The 21721-nt window shown below is 72.6% G+C and carries 21 protein-coding genes and 2 pseudogenes; 12 read left to right on the top strand and 11 right to left on the bottom strand.

Annotated elements, in window-relative coordinates:
* Nucleotides 1-225 precede the first annotated feature (225 nt).
* Complete coding sequence (locus ACIO5D_RS22125; RefSeq protein WP_363605444.1) at nucleotides 226-1122, bottom strand: hypothetical protein; 897 nt, start codon at nucleotides 1120-1122, stop codon at nucleotides 226-228.
* A gap of 198 nt (nucleotides 1123-1320) precedes the next feature.
* On the opposite strand from ACIO5D_RS22125, the gene ACIO5D_RS22130 reads away from it, so the two are divergent.
* The gene (locus tag ACIO5D_RS22130; protein WP_400657256.1) at nucleotides 1321-2481 is read left to right on the top strand and encodes a Glu/Leu/Phe/Val dehydrogenase dimerization domain-containing protein; all 1161 of its coding nucleotides are present in this window, start codon (nucleotides 1321-1323) and stop codon (nucleotides 2479-2481) included.
* Nucleotides 2482-2862: 381 nt separating this feature from the next.
* On the top strand, nucleotides 2863-3120 hold the full coding sequence (locus tag ACIO5D_RS22135) for a DUF3073 domain-containing protein (RefSeq protein WP_400797171.1): 258 nt from the start codon (nucleotides 2863-2865) through the stop codon (nucleotides 3118-3120).
* Nucleotides 3121-3333: 213 nt separating this feature from the next.
* Here the strand turns inward: ACIO5D_RS22135 and purM are convergent, their stop codons facing one another.
* The 3 genes from purM to ACIO5D_RS22150 all read right to left on the bottom strand — a co-directional run bounded on the left by purM (nucleotide 3334) and on the right by ACIO5D_RS22150 (nucleotide 7244).
* A complete protein-coding gene (purM, locus tag ACIO5D_RS22140) occupies nucleotides 3334-4419 on the bottom strand; it encodes a phosphoribosylformylglycinamidine cyclo-ligase (RefSeq protein WP_400797174.1) in 1086 nt (361 codons plus the stop codon).
* Nucleotides 4420-4496: 77 nt separating this feature from the next.
* The gene (gene purF, locus ACIO5D_RS22145; RefSeq protein ID WP_363605438.1) at nucleotides 4497-6077 is read right to left on the bottom strand and encodes an amidophosphoribosyltransferase; all 1581 of its coding nucleotides are present in this window, start codon (nucleotides 6075-6077) and stop codon (nucleotides 4497-4499) included.
* Between the two features lie 315 nt (nucleotides 6078-6392).
* Nucleotides 6393-7244 (bottom strand): diacylglycerol kinase family protein, encoded by an 852-nt coding sequence (locus tag ACIO5D_RS22150; protein WP_400757908.1) that lies wholly within the window; start codon nucleotides 7242-7244, stop codon nucleotides 6393-6395.
* A 126-nt stretch (nucleotides 7245-7370) separates the two neighbouring features.
* On the opposite strand from ACIO5D_RS22150, the gene ACIO5D_RS22155 reads away from it, so the two are divergent.
* The 3 genes from ACIO5D_RS22155 to ACIO5D_RS22165 all read left to right on the top strand — a co-directional run bounded on the left by ACIO5D_RS22155 (nucleotide 7371) and on the right by ACIO5D_RS22165 (nucleotide 9997).
* Nucleotides 7371-8654 (top strand): adenylosuccinate synthase, encoded by a 1284-nt coding sequence (locus tag ACIO5D_RS22155; protein WP_363605435.1) that lies wholly within the window; start codon nucleotides 7371-7373, stop codon nucleotides 8652-8654.
* A 138-nt stretch (nucleotides 8655-8792) separates the two neighbouring features.
* Nucleotides 8793-9395: a GNAT family N-acetyltransferase gene (locus tag ACIO5D_RS22160; protein ID WP_400657259.1), complete on the top strand. Its 603-nt coding sequence runs from the start codon at nucleotides 8793-8795 to the stop codon at nucleotides 9393-9395.
* A complete protein-coding gene (locus ACIO5D_RS22165; RefSeq protein ID WP_400797176.1) occupies nucleotides 9392-9997 on the top strand; it encodes a GNAT family N-acetyltransferase in 606 nt (201 codons plus the stop codon). The genes ACIO5D_RS22160 and ACIO5D_RS22165 overlap by 4 nt, the downstream gene beginning before the upstream one ends.
* Before the next feature lie 43 nt (nucleotides 9998-10040).
* Here ACIO5D_RS22165 and ACIO5D_RS22170 read toward each other — a convergent pair whose 3' ends face one another.
* Nucleotides 10041-10205 (bottom strand): hypothetical protein, encoded by a 165-nt coding sequence (locus ACIO5D_RS22170; protein WP_363605361.1) that lies wholly within the window; start codon nucleotides 10203-10205, stop codon nucleotides 10041-10043.
* A gap of 588 nt (nucleotides 10206-10793) precedes the next feature.
* Between ACIO5D_RS22170 and metG the strand changes: the two genes are divergently transcribed.
* Complete coding sequence (gene metG / locus ACIO5D_RS22175) at nucleotides 10794-12551, top strand: methionine--tRNA ligase (RefSeq protein WP_400797180.1); 1758 nt, start codon at nucleotides 10794-10796, stop codon at nucleotides 12549-12551.
* Between the two features lie 20 nt (nucleotides 12552-12571).
* Here the strand turns inward: metG and cutA are convergent, their stop codons facing one another.
* Nucleotides 12572-12916: a divalent-cation tolerance protein CutA gene (gene cutA / locus ACIO5D_RS22180; protein ID WP_400797182.1), complete on the bottom strand. Its 345-nt coding sequence runs from the start codon at nucleotides 12914-12916 to the stop codon at nucleotides 12572-12574.
* A 227-nt stretch (nucleotides 12917-13143) separates the two neighbouring features.
* Here cutA and ACIO5D_RS22185 point away from each other — a divergent pair, with 227 nt between their 5' ends.
* Both ACIO5D_RS22185 and ACIO5D_RS22190 read left to right on the top strand, forming a co-directional pair.
* Nucleotides 13144-13449 carry a DUF6087 family protein gene (locus tag ACIO5D_RS22185; protein WP_363605357.1) on the top strand — a complete coding sequence of 102 codons (306 nt, stop codon included), beginning with the start codon at nucleotides 13144-13146 and terminating at the stop codon, nucleotides 13447-13449.
* A gap of 118 nt (nucleotides 13450-13567) precedes the next feature.
* The gene (locus tag ACIO5D_RS22190; RefSeq protein ID WP_400657268.1) at nucleotides 13568-14428 is read left to right on the top strand and encodes an alpha/beta fold hydrolase; all 861 of its coding nucleotides are present in this window, start codon (nucleotides 13568-13570) and stop codon (nucleotides 14426-14428) included.
* Here the strand turns inward: ACIO5D_RS22190 and ACIO5D_RS22195 are convergent.
* Together ACIO5D_RS22195 and ACIO5D_RS22200 are read right to left on the bottom strand one after the other, a co-directional pair.
* Nucleotides 14425-15324 (bottom strand): methyltransferase domain-containing protein, encoded by a 900-nt coding sequence (locus ACIO5D_RS22195; protein WP_363605354.1) that lies wholly within the window; start codon nucleotides 15322-15324, stop codon nucleotides 14425-14427. The two genes, ACIO5D_RS22190 and ACIO5D_RS22195, sit on opposite strands and share 4 nt — an antisense overlap.
* 39 nt (nucleotides 15325-15363) lie before the next feature.
* The gene (locus tag ACIO5D_RS22200; RefSeq protein ID WP_400797325.1) at nucleotides 15364-16329 is read right to left on the bottom strand and encodes an NAD(P)/FAD-dependent oxidoreductase; all 966 of its coding nucleotides are present in this window, start codon (nucleotides 16327-16329) and stop codon (nucleotides 15364-15366) included.
* Between the two features lie 225 nt (nucleotides 16330-16554).
* Between ACIO5D_RS22200 and ACIO5D_RS22205 the strand changes: the two are divergent.
* Nucleotides 16555-16807, top strand: a pseudogene (locus tag ACIO5D_RS22205) (aldo/keto reductase); the annotation flags it as partial.
* Between the two features lie 55 nt (nucleotides 16808-16862).
* Here the strand turns inward: ACIO5D_RS22205 and ACIO5D_RS22210 are convergent.
* Nucleotides 16863-17762 carry an NAD(P)-dependent oxidoreductase gene (locus tag ACIO5D_RS22210; protein ID WP_400797185.1) on the bottom strand — a complete coding sequence of 300 codons (900 nt, stop codon included), beginning with the start codon at nucleotides 17760-17762 and terminating at the stop codon, nucleotides 16863-16865.
* A gap of 148 nt (nucleotides 17763-17910) precedes the next feature.
* Here ACIO5D_RS22210 and ACIO5D_RS22215 point away from each other — a divergent pair.
* Nucleotides 17911-18117, top strand: a pseudogene (locus ACIO5D_RS22215) (winged helix-turn-helix transcriptional regulator); the annotation flags it as partial.
* A 107-nt stretch (nucleotides 18118-18224) separates the two neighbouring features.
* On the opposite strand, the gene ACIO5D_RS22220 reads toward ACIO5D_RS22215, so the two are convergent.
* Together ACIO5D_RS22220 and ACIO5D_RS22225 are read right to left on the bottom strand one after the other, a co-directional pair.
* Nucleotides 18225-18647 (bottom strand): DUF350 domain-containing protein, encoded by a 423-nt coding sequence (locus tag ACIO5D_RS22220; RefSeq protein ID WP_363605349.1) that lies wholly within the window; start codon nucleotides 18645-18647, stop codon nucleotides 18225-18227.
* A gap of 35 nt (nucleotides 18648-18682) precedes the next feature.
* Nucleotides 18683-19255 (bottom strand): LURP-one-related/scramblase family protein, encoded by a 573-nt coding sequence (locus tag ACIO5D_RS22225; RefSeq protein ID WP_400797187.1) that lies wholly within the window; start codon nucleotides 19253-19255, stop codon nucleotides 18683-18685.
* A gap of 103 nt (nucleotides 19256-19358) precedes the next feature.
* Here ACIO5D_RS22225 and ACIO5D_RS22230 point away from each other — a divergent pair, with 103 nt between their 5' ends.
* Complete coding sequence (locus tag ACIO5D_RS22230; RefSeq protein WP_363605347.1) at nucleotides 19359-19871, top strand: GNAT family N-acetyltransferase; 513 nt, start codon at nucleotides 19359-19361, stop codon at nucleotides 19869-19871.
* A 14-nt stretch (nucleotides 19872-19885) separates the two neighbouring features.
* Nucleotides 19886-21715, top strand: a complete 1830-nt coding sequence (locus tag ACIO5D_RS22235; RefSeq protein WP_400797190.1) for an NHL domain-containing thioredoxin family protein — start codon at nucleotides 19886-19888, stop codon at nucleotides 21713-21715.
* The last annotated feature ends 6 nt before the right edge of the window (nucleotides 21716-21721 follow it).

Consider the following 21721-nt stretch of genomic DNA (forward strand, 5'->3'; position numbering starts at 1 on the left):
GGCACGCTCACGTGAAGTTGGGCTGGTTGTCCCATTTTTGCACATAGGGGTGAGTTCGCGTCAACGGTGAGTAGTGTCACGTTCGATAGCTATTGACCCGAACCAGGACCTTGGTCATAACGCTCAGGCCGTAGGACTCTTACAGTCTTACAAGTACCACCGACACTGGGCCCGGCCAGCGATGACGTCTCCTCAACCGGGCCGGCCCGGACCGGCCCGGACCGCTCAGTTCGCGTACCGCAGCGCCAGCACCCGCCGCCAGCGCGCCGTCAGCTCCTCGTACGCCCGCAGCGCCTCCGTCATGTCCCCCGCCCGCAGCGCGCGCAGCCCGCCCTCCAGCTCCCCCGCCGAACGGTCCGCCAGCAGCCGCTCGGGCCCCAGCAGATGCACCAGCCCCCCGTAGTCCAGCTCCACCAGCGAACGCGGATGGAACTCCTCCAGCCACCGGCCCACCTGTTCCGCCCCCCGCACCAGCTCCCCCTCCGGCACCGCCTCGCGCAGCGCCCGGTACGCCCGGGCCACCCGCCGGCGCGCCTGCGCCATCGGCGTCAGATAGAACAGTGTCGCCGCCCCCTCCTCTTCCTCCCCCTCCACGGCCGGAACGAAGCAGCGGTCCTCCTCCCCGAACGGCAGGAACCACCGCACCGGCACCTCCCACCGGCTGGTCAGGATCCACGGCCGGGCGTCCGGGTGCTCGGCCCGCCAGCGCTCCCGGTCCGCCTCCGCGGCCTCCCGGGTCGCCGGCGGCAGCGCGGTGTCCACCAGCGCCACCGGCGCCCCCGACCGCAGCTCCTCCAGCGCCTGCCAGCTGCGCAGCCTGGTCGCCCACGGGCAGACGTACAGCACCCCGTCCAGGGCCCGGACGAAGGCCCGCTCGCTCTCCCGCTCCGGCAGCGCCCGGGGCGTGCGGCCGACCAGCTCCGCCAGGGCCTCCCGCTGCTCCTCCAGCACCGCTGCCGCCACCGGCCGCTCCGCCGCCGCCGCGTCCGGGCCGTGCTCCGCCGCATAGACCTGCCAGCGTGTGCGGTCGGGCTCCGGGTAGGCGGCCAGCGGCTCGTAGACCCGCAGGTGGGCGGCGTAGGGCGGAAGTACGGAGGTGCGTACGACGGTCACGTTCTGCATCGTCGCACGCGCCACCCTCCGCCCGGGAGGGCGCGGGCCGGGAACCGTTCGCCGCCCCTCTCCCCATGCCCCCGTCTCACTCCTCGGACAACCTGGGCAAGCTCGGACAAGAGGGCGGATCGGCGGCGCCCCCACGACTACGCTTCGCCCTAGGCGCCCGCACCACAGCAGCGGGCCTCGGATACTGGAGTCACCACAGTGACCGACGTACAGACCGCATCCGCCACGTACCCCGCACCCGGCGTGCTCGGCAGGATCTTCCGTACCGAACAGGACGGCGTCCCCGGCGACGGCCACGAGCAGGTCGTTCTCTGCCACGACCGCAGCTCCGGCCTCAAGGCGATCATCGCGATCCACTCCACCGCGCTGGGCCCGGCCCTCGGCGGCACCCGCTTCTTCCCGTACGCCTCCGAGGAGGCGGCACTGGAGGACGCGCTGAACCTCTCGCGCGGCATGTCCTACAAGAACGCGCTCGCCGGGCTCGACCTCGGCGGCGGCAAGGCCGTCATCATCGGCGATCCCGGCAAGGACAAGAACGAGGCGATGCTCCGCGCCTACGGCCGCTTCGTGCAGTCGCTGCGCGGCCGCTACATCACCGCGTGCGACGTGGGCACCTACGTCCAGGACATGGACGTCATCGCGCGCGAGACCGAGTTCGTGACGGGCCGTTCCCCCGAGCACGGCGGCGCCGGCGACTCCTCCATCCTGACCGCCTTCGGCGTCTTCCAGGGCATGCGCGCCACCGCCCAGGCCCGCTGGGGCCAGCCGACGCTGCGCGGCAAGCGGGTCGGCGTCGCGGGCGTCGGCAAGGTCGGCCACTACCTGGTCGGCCACCTGGTCGCGGACGGCGCCACCGTCGTCATCACCGATGTCGCCGAGGCCGCCGTCAACCGCGTCCGCGCCGCCCACCCGGAGGTGGAGGTCGTCGCGGACACCGCCGCCCTGCTCCGGGCCAGCCTGGACGTCTACGCCCCCTGTGCCCTCGGCGGCGCGCTCACCGACGACACCGTGGCCGCCCTCGGCGAGCTCGGCACCGCGGTCGTCTGCGGCGCGGCCAACAACCAGCTGGCCCACCCCGGCGTCGAGAAGGACCTCGCCGACCGCGGCATCCTCTACGCCCCGGACTACCTGGTGAACTCCGGCGGCGTGATCCAGGTCGCCGACGAGATCGACGGCTTCAACTTCGAGCGGGCCAAGAACAAGGCCACCAAGATCTTCGACACCACTCTGGAGATCTTCACCCGGGCCACCGCCGACGGCGTCCCGCCGGCCGTCGCCGCCGACCGCCTGGCGGAGAAGCGGATGCGGGAGATCAGCGCGCTGCGCTCGGTCCTGCTGCCGGCTTCCCGCCGGGGCTGACGCCCGCTCACGTGACCCCGGTGCGCGGGGGACGGTCCCTTCCGTCCCCCGCGCATCACAATGTGGAACCGGATTCTCACTTCTGCGCCCGATCGGGTGATCCAACGCCCCCCTTGGGGGGATAATCGATCCGGGAACGACGGACCTGAGATACCTACGGACAGCGCGCAAAACGCCGCAATACCTCCCCTGACCTGGGACGACCTGGTCGCGGGTGCGGCAGGTGCGCGCCACGTCACACTGACGACGTACCGTCCAGCGGCAGAAACAGGTACCGTTAATGCTCCAAGGGACGGTTCTCCCCATTCGGGCAGGCCGCTCCTGATCATGAACACGTGTCAGACTCGGGGCCGTGAGCCCCATCGTTGAGGGGGTCGACCCATGGGGCGCGGCCGGGCCAAGGCCAAGCAGACGAAGGTCGCCCGCGAGCTGAAGTACAACAGCGGCGGGTTTGACGCCAATCGTCTGTCCAACGAGCTGGGCGTATCGCCCTCTACCGCTTCGATCGAGCCAGAGCCGATCGAAGAAGAAGAGGACGACGACCCCTACGCGGAATACGCGGCTCGCTACGCCGACGACGACGAGGACGAGGACACCGAGTCGGGTACCGGGCCATCCCAGGCCCGCCGCCGCGCGTAGTCACAGTCTGGCCTGACCGGCCCTGGCGCTCAGAGCGCCGGGCCGGTTTTCGGCGTCCCCGCGGCCGTTCCGCGGGTTGTTCCGTGACCGTTCCGCCGGACCGTCGCACCGGGCTTCCCGGGCTCGCCGGTCCGGCGCCGGACCGGCGGTCCGCCCCCGACGGGAAGAGCCCCTCCGGTACCGGAGGGGCTCTTCGGGTATCCGGCGGCCTGCTCAGCCCGCCGTGAAGCCCTCGTACGCGTTGTAGAGCGCCGCGCCGCCCTCGTGCCCGTCCGCGCGCTCGACGATGTCACCGAGCAGCCAGGACTCGACGCCGCGGTCCTCCAGGACCGACAGCACGACGTCCACCGAGTGCGGCGGGACGACCGCGACCATGCCGACGCCCATGTTGAGCGTCTTCTCGATCTCCAGGGTGGCCACCTTGCCGACCTGGGCGACGGTCTGGAACACCGGCAGCGGGGTCCAGGTGCCGCGGTCCAGGCGGGCGTGCAGGCCGTCCGGGATGACCCGGGCCAGGTTGGCCGCCAGGCCGCCGCCGGTGACGTGCGAGAAGGCGTGGATCTCGGTGGCGCGGGTGAGCGCCAGGCAGTCCAGCGAGTAGATCCGGGTCGGCTCCAGCAGCTCCTCACCGAGGGTGCGGCCGAACTCCTCGACCTTGCGGTCCAGCTTCCAGCCGGCCTCGTTCAGCAGCACGTGGCGGACCAGCGAGTAGCCGTTGGAGTGCAGGCCGGAGGCGGCCATCGCGATCACCACGTCGCCGGCCCGGACCCGGTCCGCGCCCAGCAGCGCGTCCGCCTCGACCACGCCGGTGCCCGCGCCCGCGACGTCGTACTCGTCCGGGCCGAGCAGACCCGGGTGCTCGGCGGTCTCCCCGCCGACCAGGGCGCAGCCGGCCAGCGCACAGCCCTCGGCGATGCCCTTGACGATGGCGGCGACCCGCTCGGGCACGACCTTGCCGACGCAGATGTAGTCGGTCATGAACAGCGGCTCGGCACCGCACACCACCAGGTCGTCGACGACCATGCCGACCAGGTCGTGGCCGATGGTGTCGTGCTTGTCCATGGCGGCGGCGATGGCGACCTTGGTCCCCACACCGTCGGTGGCCGAGGCCAGCAGCGGCCGCTCGTAGCGCTTGAAGGCGGACGCGTCGAAGAGCCCGGCGAAGCCGCCGAGGCCGCCGACCACCTCGGGGCGGCTCGCCTTCTTCACCCACTGCTTCATGAGCTCGACGGCGCGGTCGCCCGCCTCGATGTCGACGCCGGCGGCGGCGTAGGTGGCGCCGTTCTGGTTCGTGGTCACTGCGGTGCGGCCCTTTCGGGTCAGTGGGGGGATGGAACAGCGGTGGGGCCCCGGTTCCGGGACCCCACCAGGGCTTGCTAGGGGCGGCGCAGGGCGTCGGCCGCGCCCGCTCCGCCGAGCAGGGACTGGACACCGTCCAGATCGCTGCCGGTCGGCTTGCCGCGGACCGCCGGCGGCTGCTGGCCGCCCTTGATCTCGGCCTCCAGCAGGAGTTTCCCGAGCAGCGCCGGGTCGGGCAGCTCCATCGGGTACTCGCCGTCGAAGCAGGCCCGGCAGAGCCGGTCCTTCGGCTGCTTGGTGGCTTCGATCATGCCGTCGATCGAGATGTAGGCGAGCGAGTCGGCGCCGAGCGTGCGGCCGATCTCCTCGACGGTCATCCCGTTGGCGATCAGCTCCGCGCGGGTGGCGAAGTCGATGCCGAAGAAGCACGGCCACTTCACCGGCGGCGAGGAGATCCGGATGTGCACCTCGGCCGCGCCGGCCTCGCGCAGCATCCGGACCAGCGCGCGCTGGGTGTTGCCGCGCACGATCGAGTCGTCGACCACGACCAGGCGCTTGCCCGCGATGACTTCCTTCAGCGGGTTGAGCTTGAGGCGGATGCCGAGCTGGCGGATGGTCTGGCTGGGCTGGATGAAGGTACGGCCCACATAGGCGTTCTTCACCAGGCCGGAGCCGTACGGGATGCCGCTGGCCTCGGCGTAGCCGATGGCGGCCGGAGTACCGGACTCCGGGGTCGCTATCACCAGGTCGGCCTCGACGGGCGCCTCGGCGGCCAGCTTGCGGCCCATCTCCACGCGGGAGAGGTGCACGTTGCGGCCGGCGATGGAGGTGTCGGGGCGGGCCAGGTAGACGTACTCGAAGACGCAGCCCTTGGGCTTGGCCTCGGCGAAGCGGGAGGTCCGCATGCCGTTCTCGTCGATGGCGATCAGCTCGCCGGGCTCGACCTCGCGGATGAAGGAGGCGCCGCAGATGTCGAGCGCCGCCGTCTCGGAGGCGACCACCCAGCCGCGCTCCAGCCGGCCGAGGACCAGCGGGCGGATGCCCTGCGGGTCGCGGGCGGCGTAGAGCGTGTGCTCGTCCATGAAGACGAGCGAGAACGCGCCCTTGACCTTGGGCAGGACGAGCTTGGCCGTCTCCTCTATGGAGAGGTCCGGGTGGCCGGCGAGCAGCGCGGTCACCAGGTCGGTGTCGTTGGTCGCGGCGGCCCGGCCCGAGCGGGAGACGTGCTCCTCACCGGGCAGTTCGGCGACCATGGCCGCCAGTTCGGCGGTGTTCACCAGGTTTCCGTTGTGCCCGAGGGCCAGCGAACCGTGAACGGTCGCCCGGAAGGTCGGCTGGGCGTTCTCCCAGACCGAGGAACCGGTGGTCGAGTAGCGGGCGTGTCCGACGGCGATATGCCCGTGCAACGACCCCAGGGAGGCCTCGTCGAAGACCTGGGAAACGAGCCCCATGTCCTTGAAGACGAGAATCTGGGAGCCGTTGCTCACTGCGATGCCCGCGGATTCCTGACCGCGGTGCTGCAGGGCGTAAAGGCCGAAGAACGTGAGCTTGGCGACCTCCTCGCCGGGAGCCCAGACACCGAAGACGCCGCAAGCGTCCTGGGGGCCTTTCTCACCGGGAAGAAGATCGTGGTTGAGTCTTCCGTCACCACGTGGCACGCCTTCGAGTCTAGGGCAGTTGGCGCGGGCTTCCGGAACCAGGGAGGCGCGGATTGTTGGCCGAACGTTCAGTAACGCGCGTAGACGAAACCCCTTACCCAACGCGTAATTGAGGGTCCGGGAATTCGCCGAGGGGCCGCTTGGCCTTGCGGTTCGCGCCCGTTGGGGCATTCCGTGCACGGACCGCCCGGTGGCGGGCGGCGGCGAACGTGAGCCTGCTCACCCGGGACGCCGGGGCACCCGGTGCGCACCGCTCGCGGGGGGCGCCGGGCTCACGGCCCCCGGCGCCCGCACGCTCACGGGTGCCCGCCCCGCTCACACGGCCGGCAGCAGCAGGCCCCAGGCGCCCGGGTGGACCGTCCAAGTGCGGGTCCGGACCGGGCCGACCGGGTGGCCGTCCGCCTCGTAGCCGAAGCCCCGTCCGGCCACCGAGACGGTCGCCGCCCGGGTGCGCACCAGTGCGCCCGGCGCACGGACCACGACCTCCATCACGCCCGCGCCGGCCGCCTCGCCGCCCGGCAGGGTCACCTGGACCAGCCGGACCGGCCGGTGGACGTCCGCGAGCAGCCGTCCGTCCGCCTCGACCCGGATCCGGGAGCTGTGGTCGTTCTTGCCGTTCTCGGAGGTGAGTGGACTCGCCTGCTCGGCCGCAGCCAGTTTCGCCCATAGCGAACGCCAACCACCCGTACGGCCGACCATTCGACGCACCCCGCTCCCGGAGATCCGGACCCCGCCGAGCGCGACCCCGCCACCGTCGTCCACCAGCAGGTCAAGCTTGCGCGGCGCGCCCGAGAGCACCGCCCGCGCGGCCGGGACCGGCGCACCCGGCACGCCGAGCGCGCGGGCCGCCGTCAGCTCGTTCGCCCGCCCGACCGGGACCATGCCCACCGGGTCCGTCCCCAGCTCACGCTGGCGGTAGAGGGCCTGGAGCACCCGTTGCAGCGCAAGGTCGGATCCGATCACCACCGGTCGGCGGCGACCCCGGTGCGAAAGCACCCGGTCGAGCTCGGACGGGCTCTCCGGATAGGCCACCTTGACGTCCGCACCTCCGCAGAGGACGTCCTTCGCGATCCGCACCGACTCGCCGTCGGACTGCCGGGCCGCCGGGTCGAGGAGCAGCAGGAGCGGCTCGGGGCCGCCGGTTGCAGGCGTGGACAGGGACGACACGACCGGTCCTTCCTCAGGTAATCTCTCGGTGCAAGAGCCCCTTGCGCTATTGCGCCAGGGGCTTCGTCTATCTCGGGGCAGACTGCGGCCTACGCAGGATGCCCCAACCGGAAGGGGTGTACGCCTGTGCCGGCACTCGTGCTCGTTGGCGCTCAGTGGGGAGACGAGGGCAAGGGGAAGGCGACCGACCTCCTCGGTGGCTCCGTCGACTACGTCGTTCGCTACCAGGGCGGCAACAACGCCGGTCACACGGTGGTCATCGGCGATCAGAAGTATGCCCTGCACCTCCTGCCTTCCGGCATCCTCAGCCCGAATGTGACGCCGGTGATCGGTAACGGCGTCGTCATCGACCCGGGCGTGCTGCTCTCCGAACTCAAGGGTCTCGACGAGCGCGGCATCGACACCTCCAAGCTGCTGATCTCGGGCAACGCCCACCTGATCACGCCGTACCACCGCACCCTGGACAAGGTCACCGAGCGCTTCCTCGGCAAGCGCCGGATCGGCACCACCGGCCGCGGCATCGGCCCGTCCTACGCGGACAAGATCAACCGCGTCGGCATCCGGGTCCAGGACCTCTTCGACGAGTCGATCCTGCAGCAGAAGATCGAAGCCGCGCTGCACGACAAGAACCAGCTGCTGGTCAAGCTCTACAACCGCCGCGCCATCCCGGCCGAGCTGGTGCTGGAGGAGTACCTCGGCTACGCGGACAAGATCAAGCCGTTCCTCGCCGACACCACCCTGGTCCTGGACGAGGCGCTGAAGGCGAACAAGGTCGTCCTGCTGGAGGGCGGCCAGGGCACCCTGCTGGACGTCGACCACGGCACGTACCCCTTCGTCACCTCGTCGAACCCGACCGCGGGCGGCGCCTGCACCGGCGCCGGCATCGGCCCGACCAAGATCGACCGGGTCATCGGCATCCTGAAGGCGTACACCACCCGCGTCGGCTCGGGCCCGTTCCCGACCGAGCTGCTGGACGCCGACGGCGAGGCGCTGCGCCGGATCGGCGGCGAGCGCGGTGTGACCACCGGCCGTGACCGCCGCTGCGGCTGGTTCGACGCGGTCATCGCGCGCTACGCGACCCGGGTCAACGGCCTGACCGACTTCTTCCTCACCAAGCTCGACGTGCTGACCGGCTGGGAGCAGATCCCGGTCTGCGTCGCGTACGAGATCGACGGCCGCCGCGTCGAGGAGCTCCCGTACAACCAGTCGGACTTCCACCACGCCAAGCCGATCTACGAGACGCTGCCGGGCTGGACCGAGGACATCAGCAAGGCGAAGACCTTCGCCGACCTGCCGAAGAACGCCCAGGCGTACGTGAAGGCGCTGGAGGAGATGTCCGGCGCTCCGATCTCGGCCATCGGCGTCGGCCCGGGCCGGACCGAGACGATCGAGATCAACTCGTTCATCTAGGCCTGCCTTCGGTCGTGTGAAGGGCCCTGCGGGATGCGTCCCGCAGGGCCCTTCCGCATCCCCTCTCGCCTGTTGCGCAATTTTGCACTAGTCCAATATTCCATTGCATCTAGTGCAGAGTGGCGCTACCTTGCGGCCATGACCGCGAAGCTGCCCGCGCCCGTCACCCTGACCGGCCGCCATGTCCGTCTGGAGCCCCTGGGGCGCCACCACCTGCCCGAGCTGTTCGCCGGCGTGGGCGCGGACCCGGAGGTCTGGCGGTGGATCCCGTTCAGCGCCCCGACGACGGAGGAGGAGCTGGGCGCGATCCTCGACATCCGGCTCGCCGAGGTGGCCGCCGGGCGGGCGGTGAAGTTCGCCGTCATCGACCTCCCGTCCGGCCGCGCCGTCGGCATCACCGGGTACTACGCCTTCAGCGCCGTCGACGAGCTGGTCGAGATCGGCGGCACCTGGCACGCCCGGTCGGTCTGGCGGACGGCGGTGAACACGGAGTCCAAGCTGCTGCTGCTCACCCACGCCTTCGAGGAACTGGGCATGGGCCGGGTGTTCTGGAAGACGGACGCGCTCAACGAACGCTCCCGCAACGCGATCCTGCGGCTGGGGGCCACGTACGAGGGCACCCACCGGCGCGACAAGCGCCGCGCGACCGGGGTCTGGCGGGACACCGCGTACTTCTCGATGCTCGCGGACGAGTGGCCGGCCGCGAAGCAGCGCCTGAGCGACCGGCTGGCCACCCGGTGAGCGCCCGGCGGCCGGCCCCGGTGACGCTCCTCGGGCGACATGTCCGCCTGGAGCCGCTCGGGCGCCACCACCTCGCCGAGCTCTTCGCCGCCGGGGGCGGGGACGAAGAGGTGTGGCGCTGGCTGCCGGATACCACCCCGCGGACCGAGGCCGAGCTGGGGGCGGTCCTCGACGCGCGCCTCGCCGAGGTGGAACGCGGTGAGCGGGTGGCGTTCGCGGTGATCGGCCTCGGCGGCAGCGGGCGGGCGGTGGGGTGGACGTGCTACCACCGCTTCAGCACGGTGGACGAGTACGTGGAGATCGGCTGGACCTGGTACGCCCGGGCCGTGTGGCGGACGGCGGTGAACACGGAGTCCAAGCTGCTGCTGCTCACCCATGCGTACGAGGAACTGGGCATGGGCCGGGTCTGCTGGCAGACGGACAGCCTCAACGAGCGCTCCCGCAGCGCGATCCTGCGGCTGGGGGCCGCCTTCGAGAGCGTCCACCGCCGTGAACGGCGGCGGCCGGACGGGAGTTGGCGCGACAGCGCCTACTACTCGCTGCTGGCCGAGGAGTGGCCGGCGGCGAAGTCACGGCTGGTCGAACGGCTCGCCCGCGGCTGAGCGCCGACCAGCCAGGTCGGCCAGCCGGTGACGACCCGCCCGTTCACCGGACGCCGACTGCGGCGACGGCCCAAATCGCCTTGCTGTACTGCCCGATGGGCTCGACGCCCCACTCCTCGGCGAGCACGTCGACGATGCCCAGGCCCCGGCCACCGGCCCCCCGTGGGCCGCCTTCGTCCTCGGCGTCCAGGTCGGCGAGTTCGACCACTTCTGCGCCTGGACAAGCCTCCCCCGGTGGCCTCTTGCTCACCGCAAGGGCCACCGGTCGGCACCTGAAGCACTGAGGGAACTGCGCGAGCGATCCGGGCTCCAGTGAGCCCGGATCGCTGGTCGAACTGGTCAGCGAGGAAGGCGGGATGGCCGTGGTGCACCCGCTGTTCGAGCCGGACGGGCCGCGTCGGACCGTCCCCTCGGACAAGCTCGTGCGCCGGATCGGCGACAGCGGCCACTGTGGCTGAGGCGTGGGAACCCAGGGCCGGCCGGCGAACTCCCGCGCCGGAAAAGGTCAGGCCCGCGCGGTTCAGCAGAACTCGGAGCCACTGCCGACCCGCCTGCCTGCCTGCGGGGAGGACACGGGCTGAGCCGCCGAAGCGCTTCGCGGGTGGTCCGGCCCGGAAAATGGGGAGGAGGGGAACGGGCCGGTTTCGGTACGATCGGGCCGCCCACAGTGGAACGTCGCTCTGTGCGGCGGCCCGGGAGCCGGCCACGCGTCGGGTTCCCGTCGCGGCCCCCAGAGCCTGCGCCCGTCATGGCACTCCGGGTGGGGTGCGTACGGGAGAAATCGGAGCATCCGAGGATGGCTCGGCACCTGATCACCAGCGCCCTTCCGTACATCAACGGGATCAAGCACCTGGGCAACATGGTCGGGTCGATGCTCCCGGCGGACGTCTACGCACGCTATCTGCGTCAGCGGGGCCACGAGGTGCTGTACATCTGCGCGACCGACGAGCACGGGACGCCGGCCGAGCTGGCCGCCCAGGACGCGGGCCTGCCGGTCGCGGAGTTCTGCGCGCGGGCGCACGACCGGCAGAAGGCGGTGTACGACGGCTTCCGGCTGTCCTTCGACTTCTTCGGCCGCAGCTCCTCCCCGCAGAACCGGGAGATCACCCAGGAGATCGCCCGCGAGCTGCACGCCAACGGCTTCATCGAGGAGCGGGCGATCCGGCAGGTGTACTCGATCGCCGACGGGCGGTTCCTGCCGGACCGGTACATCGTCGGTACCTGCCCGCACTGCGGCTACGACAAGGCCCGCGGCGACCAGTGCGAGAACTGCACCCGTGTCCTCGACCCCACGGACCTGCTGGAGCCGCGCTCCGCGATCAGCGGCAGCTCGGACCTGGAGGTCCGCGAGACCAGGCACCTCTTCCTGCTCCAGTCGAAGCTGACCGACGAGGTCGAGGCGTGGATCGCGGCCAACGGCGACGGCTGGCCCGTGCTCGCCTCCTCGATCGCCCGCAAGTGGCTGACCGAGGGCCTCCAGGACCGCTCGATCACCCGTGACCTGGAGTGGGGCGTCCCGGTGCCCGCCGACACCTGGCCGGAGCTGGCGGCCGAGGGCAAGGTCTTCTACGTCTGGTTCGACGCCCCGGTCGAGTACATCGGCGCCACCAGGGAGTGGGCGGACGCGGCCCCGGCCGGCGAGGTCCGGGACTGGCGGTCCTGGTGGTACGAGACCGACGGAACCGTCCGGTACACGGAGTTCATGGCGAAGGACAACGTCCCGTTCCACACGGTGATGTTCCCGGCGACCCTCCTGGGCTCCCGGCAGCCGTGGAAGAAGGTCGACTATGTCAAGGCCTTCAACTGGCTCACCTACTACGGGGGCAAGTTCTCGACCAGCCAGCAGCGGGGCATCTTCACCGACGTCGCCCTGGAGCTGCTGCCGGCCGACTACTGGCGCTACTTCCTGATGGCGCACGCACCGGAGTCGGACGACTCCAGCTTCACCTGGGACCTCTTCGCCTCGGTGGTGAACAAGGACCTGGCCGACACCCTCGGCAACTTCGTCAACCGCGTGCTGTCGTTCAGCCGCAAGCGGTTCGGCGACGCGGTCCCGGGCGGCCACGGACCGGGCGGCCACGGACCGGGCAGCCACGAGCCGGGCGAGGCCGAGCAGCGGCTGGGCGCGCAGATCGCCGGGCTGCTGGCCGACTACGAGGGCGATCTGGAGGCGCTGAACTTCCGCAAGGCCGCGCGGAGTCTGCGCGCGCTGTGGAGCGCGGGCAACGCCTACCTGGACGAGAAGGCGCCCTGGCTCCAGGCGAAGACCGACCCGGAGGCCGCCGCGCTGACCCTGCGCACGGCGATGAACCTGATCCACCTCTACGCGGTGGTCTCCGAGCCGTTCATCCCGACCGCGGCGGCGGCCATGCGGCAGTCGTTCGCGCTCGCCGAGGACGCCCCGGCCCGTACCGCGGCCTGGGCGAGCGCCGAGCAGGCCCGGGCGCTGGACTTCCTGCCGGCCGGCACCGCCTTCACCGTCCCGCCGGTGCTCTTCGCCAAGATCACGGACGAGGACCTGGCCGCCTGGACCACCCGGTTCGGCGGCGAGTAGCGCACCGGCCCGGGAGAAGGTCAGACGGAGGCCTCCCCGGGGACCGTCTCGGCGGCGACCCAGCCCAGGTAGGCCGGGCCGCCGCCGACCACCGGCACGACGATGATCTCGGGGACGTCGTAGTCGTGGTGCTCGGCGACGAACGCGGTGAGGCGGTCGGCGAGGTCGGCGCGGGTCTTGAGGTCGACCCGCCACTCGGGGCTCTCCCGGACGGTGCCCTCCCACCGGAAGAGCGACTGGATCGGGTGGATCTGGGCGCAGGCGGCCAGGCGCTCGCGCACGACGGCGGCGGCGAGGGCGCGGGCCTGGTCCTCGGTCTCGGTGCTGGTGGTCACCACGACGACGGCGTGGTCGGTAGCTGCCATGGGGTGGACAGTACCGCCGCCGCGCCGGGTGCGGCGGCCTCACCCCGACGCCCTCCGGCGGTGTCTGACGGGTCATTCGCCCTGGCGCGCCCGCCGCCTCGACCGGCCCACCGGCCGGCCGGTGGGCCGCGGTCTTCACCCGTTCGTGGAATCGTCCCGCCCGGCCGGCATCCGCGACACTGGCATCGGCGAGACGGGCCCCGCCCGACGAACGCGAGGAGGTCACGATGGACGCCGAGGACGAGCCGCTGGCCGAGTGGTACGCCGCACGGTCGAAGCGACGGCGGACGCCCGGGACAAGGGACGCCATCACGCTGGCCGACGGACCGCCGCGCGGGGCGCACGTGTTCGCGGACGAGCCGCGGCTGGTGGTCGAGTGGGACGGCTTCGCGTGGCAGCCGGTCGCCGTGGCGGAGAACTACGGGGAGGCGTACCCGCTGATCGCCAGGGTCGACCGGGCGGAGGCCTTCCCGCAGGCGGACACGCCCGTGCCGCTGCTGCGGAAGGGGACCGGGCGGCACCGCCGGGCGTGACAGGGCGCGCGGAAGTGCGTCTCCCCCGCCGCCGACTGCCCTTCCGGCCCCGGAAACCGGTTCCGCCCCGCCGCTGAACTCCGTTGCGGGAGCGGCCCGGACGCTGCACGATCTCGCCATGGAAACCTTCACCGCGCCGGACGGCACCCGGCTGGCCTACCACGTCATCGGCAAGGGCGAGCCGCTGCTCGTGCTCCCGGGCGGGGCGATGCGCGACTCCGCGTACCTGGGGGACCTCGGCGGGCTCTCGGCGCACCGCGCGCTGCACATGCTCGATCTGCGCGGCACGGGGCGGTCGGAGACCCCGGCTGACACGTCCTCGTACCGGTGCGACCGGCAGGTGGCGGACGTGGAGGCGCTCCGCGCGCACCTCGGCCTGGAGCGCGCGGACGTGCTCGGCCACTCGGCGGGAGCGATCCTGGCCACCCTGTACGCGCTCCGCCACCCGGACCGCACCGGGAAGCTGGCGCTGGTGACGCCGAGCCTGCGGGCGTTCGGGTTCGACACCACCGAGGAGGACTACCGGTCGGCCACGGCCGCCCGCGGCGTCGAGGGCGAACCGTGGTTCCCGGCGGCCTGGGCCGCCCTCGAAGCCGCGTTCGCCGGGACGGCCACCGAGGCCGACGAGGCCACCCTGTCGCCCCTGTACTACGGCCGTTGGGACGCCACCGCGCAGGCCCACGCCGCCGTCGCCCCCGGCCAGCTCCACCCCGAGGCCGCGCGGATCTACTACAGCGGCGGCTGCCGACCGGACGAGATCCGGGCGGCCGCCGCCGGGGTGGCGTCGCCCGTCCTCGTCCTGGCCGGCGAGTTCGACGCCGTCCCGCGCCCGGACGCCGCCAAGGAGGCCGCCGCGCTCTTCCCGAACGGCGAGACCGCCGTCCTGCCCGCCGGCGGGCACTACCCGTGGCTGGACGACGCCGACGCGTTCGTCCGCACGCTGGCGGGGTTCCTCGACCGGCCTCTCGACCGGCCTTAGGAAGACGCCCGGGCGGTGAACACGGTGGTGGCGGTGAGGAAGAAGACGTCCGGGCGGTGCAGGAGACCGGTCGGTGCGTCGGTGTCCACCAGGGCCTCCAGCGCGGCCCGGTCCCCGGCGTCCAGGTACTCACCGAACCGGTCGCGCAGGCGGGTCACATGGGCCTGCAGGTGCTCGCGGGCCAACGGGGCGAGCGGGGCCGGCCAGTCGGTGAGGAAGGTCCGCGTGCCGCTGAGGGTGAGACCGGCCCGGGTGAGCATGGCCGGCCAGTCCTCCACCTCCTCGGTCGCATCCGGCAGGTCTGCGCGCATGTCGGCGAAGCCACCCTCCCAGGCGGCGTCCAGGCGGGCCTGCAGGCCGGGGCGGCCCAGGCCGATGTCGCGGGGCAGGAAGCGCGGCGGCAGGCCGCGTTCGGCGATGGCCAGCAGGCCGCCGGGCCGCAGCGAGGCGGCCAGGGCGGTCAACGCCGCCTGCTGGTCGCCGAGATGGTGGACGGCGTTGGCGGACCAGATCAGATCGGCGGTACCGAGCGTGCCGAAGTCGCCCGGCAGGTCGGCCCGGTGGGTGGTGATCCGGCCGGCGGACCGGGCCTGGGCCCGGGCCAGCAGGGCGGGCGCCTGGTCGACGGCGACCACCTCGGCGTCCGGGAAGGTGTCGGCGAGCAGACCGGTGACCACGCCCGGGCCGCTGCCGACGTCCAGGACCCGCCCGACGCCGGCCGGCCCGCCGTCCGTGCTCAGCAGCTCGCGCAGCCAGTGCGCGGCCCGGGTGATGGCGGGGGCGCTCAGCTCGGCCTCGCGCTCCAGGTGGTCGCCAAGAGCACCCCAGTCGTAGTCGTGGCCGTGGTTGTGCTCGTGGCTGTGGCTGTGGTCCTGCTTGTGGTTGTGGCCGTGCATCGTGCGCTCCGATCGGGAGGGGCGGTTCTCTCGGGGACTTCAGACGGTGACTGCGGTGGCTGCCGCACGGTGGGCCTCGACGGCCTGCCGGACGTCCTCCTCCACCAGGTCGTGATTGATCGCGAACGCCGCCGCCGAGCCCTGCCCGGCCGCGGTGACGACCTGCGCGCGCGGATCGGCGACATTGCCCACCGCCCAGACCCCGGGCACGCTGGTGCCGCCGAAGCGGTCGGTGGTGACCCAGCCGTTCCCGTCGCGGGCACAGCCCAGGCCGAACAGCAGGGCGTCCCGCGGGACCATCCGCGGGAAGACGAACACCGCCTCGCGGGGCACGACCCGGCCGCCCGCCAGCTCCACCCCGCGCAGCCGGTCGCCGTCCACCACCAGCCACTTGACCGCGCCCTCGACGACCCGGACACCGCGGGCGGCGAGCTGTTCCCGCTCGCCGTCCGCCAGGTCCATGGTGTGCGGGAAGAACACGACGTCGTCCGACCACTGGCGCAGCAGCAGGGCGTGGTTCACCGCGCCCGGGTGGGTGCCGAGCACGCCGAGCGGTCGGTCGCGGACCTCGTAGGCGTGGCAGTAGGGGCAGTGCAGCACGTCCCGGCCCCAGCGTTCGGCGAGGCCCGGGATCTCGGGCAGCCCGTCCCGCAGACCGGTGGCGACGACCACCCGGCGCGCGTGGAGCACCGGGCCGCCGGCCAGGTGGACCAGGAAGCCGGGGTCGATGTGGTCCACCCGGGCGTCGATCAGGTCGACGCCGTACCCGGCCACCTCCTCCCGGCCCACCGCCAGCAGGGCGGCCGGGGGCATGCCGTCGCGGGAGAGGAAGCCCCGCATCTCCTCGGCGGGGGCGTTGCGCGGCTGTCCGGCGTCCACCACGGCCACCCGGCGGCGGGCCCGGGCCAGGACCAGTGCGGCGTTCAGCCCGGCGGCGCCCGCGCCGACCACGACCACGTCGTACACGTCGTACACGTCGGACCCGCTGGCCCCGGGGCCTGCCATCACATTCTTGTCGCTCACGGCGATCACCTCCGTCGCCAGGCTGCGACCGGCGCCACCGTTGCGGCAAGCTTTGTTGCCGTTTCCGCGAAAGCGCGTGCGGTGAGCACGGGGCCCGCCGCCCGGACGAACCCCCTCCCCCCGCCGGAGGGACCACCGCCCGGATCATCCGCCCTCGACCGGGGCGTCAACTTCGTCGACACCGCCGACATGTACTCGGTCGGCGAGTCCGAACTGGCCCTCGCCTTCCCCCCGGCGCACCCGGCCGTCACCTCGGTGATCATCGGCCCGCGCACCATGGAGCGGCTCCAGGACGCCCTGAAGGGCGCGGACCTCGCCCTGGACGACGCCGCCCTCGACCGCATCAACGGGATCGTCCCGCCCGGCACCAACCTCTACCACCCCGACGGCGCCTGGCCCCCCGGCCCTCACCGACCCCGCCCTCCGCCGCCGCCCCCTCCCCGACCGGGCGGCGGGGTAGGACGGCGGGGTAGGACGGCGCCGAAGGCTTCCGTCACCCGGCCGGGAATTCGCGGCTACCGCCGGAGCAGGTCGACCACCCCGGTCAGGTCCTCCTCCCCGCCGCCCTCCGCGAGCCGCCGCTTCATCAGATCGAAGTACGGGGCGATCAGTTCGGTGCTGACCCCCTGCTCCTCGGCGGTGCGCAGGAAGGTCGGCGTGCCCGCGACCTGCATGGCGAGGCTGGAGACCACGCCCCTGGTGTAGTCGCCGCTCTCCAGTTGCTCGGCGGTCCTCGCCACGGACCCGGCCATCGCGTTGATCCAGGCGGACAGCAGCGGGGCGAAGCCGCCCGGCGCGACGGACTCCCCGCGGATCAGCGCGAAGGCGTGCGCGACCCCGGCGAACATCCCGTACATGGCGCTGAGCAGTGCCACGTCGTGCAGCGCCGCGAACCCGGCGTCCTCGCCGACGTAGGTGGTCCCGGCCGGGACGGCGAGGACGGCCCGGTGCTCCTCGAACAGTTCGCGCGAGCCGCTGTAGAGGACGTACGGGCCGGCCTCCGGGACGCCGATCATCGGCGGGACGGCCATCACCCCGCCGTCCAGGTACCGGGCGCCGCGCTCGCGGGCCCACTCGGCGCGGGCACGGGCCTGGCCGGGCGTGCCGGTGACGAGGTTGACCAGGTCCTTGCCGGTCAGGTCGACACCGTCCAGCGACGCGTCGACCGAGGCGTCGTCCAGCAGGCAGACGACCACCAGCCGGTTGGCGGCGACCGCCTCGGCGGGGCCGGCGGCGACGGTCGCGCCCCCGGCGGCGAACGGTTCGGCCCGGGCGGCGGTGCGGTTCCAGACGGTGAGCGGGTGGCCCGCGGCGAGCCAGGTACGGGCGAGCGCGCCGCCCATCGCGCCGAGGCCGAGCAGGGTGACGGGGGTCTTCGCAAGCGTGCCCGTGGTGTCAACGGTGTTGTGTGCCATGGCATTCAGCCTCGGCGCGGGCCCGCTGGTGATCAAGTACGCACTTCGAAGTGGGTGGTTACCCTGAGGTGAGCGAAGAGGTCGGAAAGGTGGGGGCATGGCGACCGTACCCAGGCCGGGCGCGTACGTCTGCGGGATCGACGCCGCGATGGACGTGATCGGCGGCAAGTGGAAGGTGCTGATCCTCTGGGCCCTGGACGAGCGCCCGAGCTGCCGCTTCGGCGAGCTGCGCCGTCTGGTGCCGGGCATCACCGAGAAGGTGCTGGCCGCCCATCTGCGCGAGCTGGAGGCGGACGGCATCGTGCACCGCGAGTCCTATGACGAGGTGCCGCCGCGGGTCGAGTACTCGCTGACGGCGGCGGGGGCCCGGCTCAACGCGGCGCTGGCCCCGTTGGGCGCCTGGGGGCGCGAGCACGTCCTGGGCGGCGGCCCGCACCCGGTGCGGCGCCTCCCGGAGGAGGCTCAGGCGATCGCGGCCGACACGATCGCCGCCACCGCGATGTTGCAGCTGGCCGAGACCCAGACCGCCGGGTGCGGCTCGGGCTCGACCAGGATGGCGCCGAGCCTGCCCGGCGTCAGGAGGTCCACCGCCCAGAACGCGACCGCCATCAACACCAGGCCGAGCAGGCCGTAGCAGGCCGTCGAGAGCAGGCCCTTGCCGAAGTCCTCGTAGGTGTACATGATCGCGGTGAAGACGATGCCGCCGATCCCGAGCAGCGCGGAGCTGAGCAGCACGGCGGCGTTGCGGTTGCGCTCGACCCAGATCTGGTGGCCGAGCCGGCCGGGCGTGAGCACGTCCACCAGGCCGACGCCGAGGAGCAGCAGCACCACGCCGACGCCGCCGAAAGCGGCCGCCGCACCGAGGCCGTGCAGGATGTCGTTCATGGCTGGTCCCCCGGGTCGCCGACGGTGTCCGATGGTCAAGGACCGGCAAAAGATAACCCATCGGACCGGGTCGGGGCCGGGAAACCCGGAGCGTTCCCGCGCCCCTCCGCCGGCACCGGCCTCAGTCGTCCTCCGCCACCAGGTGGTCGAGGCAGGCGGCGATCGCCAGCAGCAGGCCGGTGTCGGCGGAGGGGCGCGGGAACGCTCCGGGTTTCCCGGCCCCGGAACCACTTCCGGGAGATCCGGGCCAGGTCGTCACCATGGCCGTTCTCGATCCGGTAGTCCTTGTCGATCAGGTTCCCGTGGATCCTCAGCTCGCCGCCGCCGGCCAGCTCCACCAGGTACTTGTCGCGGAACGGGGTGAACAGCTTCTCCCGGACGGTGGCGACCACCTCACCGTCGGCGTTCTCGATCCTCATCGCGTCCCGGACGGTGAACGCCTTCTCCTTCAGGACCGCGACCACCCGGCCGTGCGCGTCCTTCAGCTCGAAGGTGTGGTGCAGCCGCAGCACCTTGCCGTCCACCAGGTACGCCTTGTGCCCGTGGTCGTCCTCGATCCAGTAGTCGTCGCCGACCGCGAACAGCTTCTCCCTGACCAGGTACCGCATCCCGCCTCCTCCGTCCGGACGCCCCCAGCGGACGCCCGCACCATTCGACCCGATCCGCCCACCCCCCGAAAAGCACCGCCGCGCACGTGTGTTGAATGCCCCCATGCGCCCCGACACCACCGTGACCCTCCACGGCGACCGCCTCGACCTCGTCCCGGTCGGACCCGAACACGCCGAGGAGATGGCCGCCGCCCTCGCCGACCCCGCCCTGCACGTCTTCACCGGCGGCGAACCCGCCACCGCCGACGCGCTGCGCACCCGCTACGCCCGGCTCGCCGCCGGCTCCCCCGACCCCGCCGAGGCCTGGGGCAACTGGGCCCTGCGACTACGCGCCGACGGCCGGCTGACCGGCTACGTCCAGGCCACCATCGGCCCGGACGCCACCGAGATCGCCTGGGTGCTCGGCACCCCCTGGCAGGGCCGCGGCCTCGCCACCGAGGCCGCCCGCACCCTGCTCGCCCACCTCACCGCGACCGGCACCACCACCGTCCTCGCCCACATCCACCCCGACCACCACGCCTCCGCCGCCATCGCCCGCGCCCTCGGCCTCACCCCCACCGAGGTGTGGCAGGACGGTGAACTCCGCTGGCGGCTGGAATGCCCGCCGACCGGGTGAGGTTTGATTGGGGCATGGCTTCTCGTGCACGGGTACGCGCCCCCGAACTGGTCGGCGACGGCGGATGGCTCAACACCGGCGGCAGGGATCTGACCCTTGCCGACTTCCGGGGCAAGATCACCATCCTGGACTTCTGGACGTTCTGCTGCGTCAACTGCCTGCACGTCCTGGACGAGCTGCGCGAGCTGGAGGAGAAGCACCGCGACACCGTGGTGATCGTCGGGGTGCACTCGCCCAAGTTCGTGCACGAGGCCGACCACCAGGCGGTCGTGGACGCCGTCGCGCGGTACGAGGTGCACCACCCGGTGCTGGACGACCCGGCGCTCGCCACCTGGAAGCAGTACGCGGTGCGGGCCTGGCCGACGCTGGTGGTGATCGACCCCGAGGGGTACGTGGTGGCCCAGCACGCCGGTGAGGGGCACGCGCACGCGATCGCCCGGCTGGTCGAGGAGCTGGAGGCCGAGCACACGGCCAAGGGCACCCTGCGGCGCGGCGACGGCCCGTACGTGGCGCCCGAGCCGACCGCCGGGGACCTCGCGTTCCCCGGCAAGGCCGTCCGGCTGCCGAACGGCCACTTCCTGGTCGCCGACTCCGGCCACCACTCGCTGGTCGAGCTGGCCGGGGACGGCGAGCGCGTCGTCCGCCGGATCGGTGACGGGCAGCGCGGCCTGGTCGACGGCGCCGCCCCCCGGTTCAGCGAGCCGCAGGGCCTGGTGCTGCTCCCCGAGGGGCCCGTCCGGGACGCGCTGGGCTGCGACGTGGTGGTGGCCGACACCGTCAACCACGCGCTGCGCGGCGTGCGGCTGGCCGACGGCGGCGTCACCACCCTGGCCGGCACCGGCCGGCAGTGGTGGCAGGGTTCCGCCACCGAGGGCCCGGCCCGCGAGGTGGACCTCTCCTCGCCGTGGGACGTGGCCTGGTTCGACGGCCGGGTCTGGATCGCCATGGCCGGTGTCCACCAGCTCTGGGCCTACGACCCGGCCACCGGCACCGTCGGCGTCGCGGCCGGCACCACCAACGAGGGCCTGGTGGACGGGCCGGTCGCCGAGGCCTGGTTCGCCCAGCCGTCCGGCCTCGCCGTCTCGGCGGACGGCGAGCGGCTCTGGGTCGCCGACTCCGAGACCTCCGCGCTGCGGTCGGTTTCACGTGAAACAAAGACCGTCCACACCGCCGTCGGCACCGGCCTGTTCGACTTCGGCCACCGGGACGGCGCGGCCGATCAGGCGCTGCTCCAGCACCCGCTGGGCGTCACCGTGCTGCCCGACGGGTCGGTGGCGGTCAGCGACACCTACAACCACGCGCTGCGCCGCTTCGACCCGGCGCGCGGCGAGGTCACCACGCTCGCCACCGACCTGCGCGAGCCGTCCGGGGCGGTACTGGTGGACGGCGACATCGTCGTCGTCGAGTCCGCCCGGCACCGGCTGACCAGGCTGCGGCTGCCCGAGGAGGCCGTCCGGGTCGAGTCGGTCGCGCACCGCACCCAGCGGGCGGCCACCGAGGTCGCGCCGGGCGCGTTCCGGCTGGACGTGGTCTTCTCGGCGCCGAGCGGCCAGAAGCTGGACGAGCGCTACGGCCCGTCCACCCGGCTGCTGGTCAGCTCGACCCCGCCCGAGCTGCTGGTCTCCGGCGCGGGGGCCGACTCGGCGCTCTCCCGCGAGCTGGTGTTCTCCGACGCGGTGGCCGAGGGCGTGCTGCACGTGTCGGCGATGGCCGCCTCCTGCGACGACGACCCGGAGATCGAGTACCCGGCCTGCCACGTCCACCAGCAGGACTGGGGCGTGCCGGTGAAGCTCGCCGCCGACGGCGCGCGCCGGCTGCCGCTCGTCCTGGCCGGGATGGAGTAGGCCCGT

The organism is Kitasatospora sp. NPDC087315 (genome assembly GCF_044744345.1).
GTDB lineage: Bacteria > Actinomycetota > Actinomycetes > Streptomycetales > Streptomycetaceae > Kitasatospora.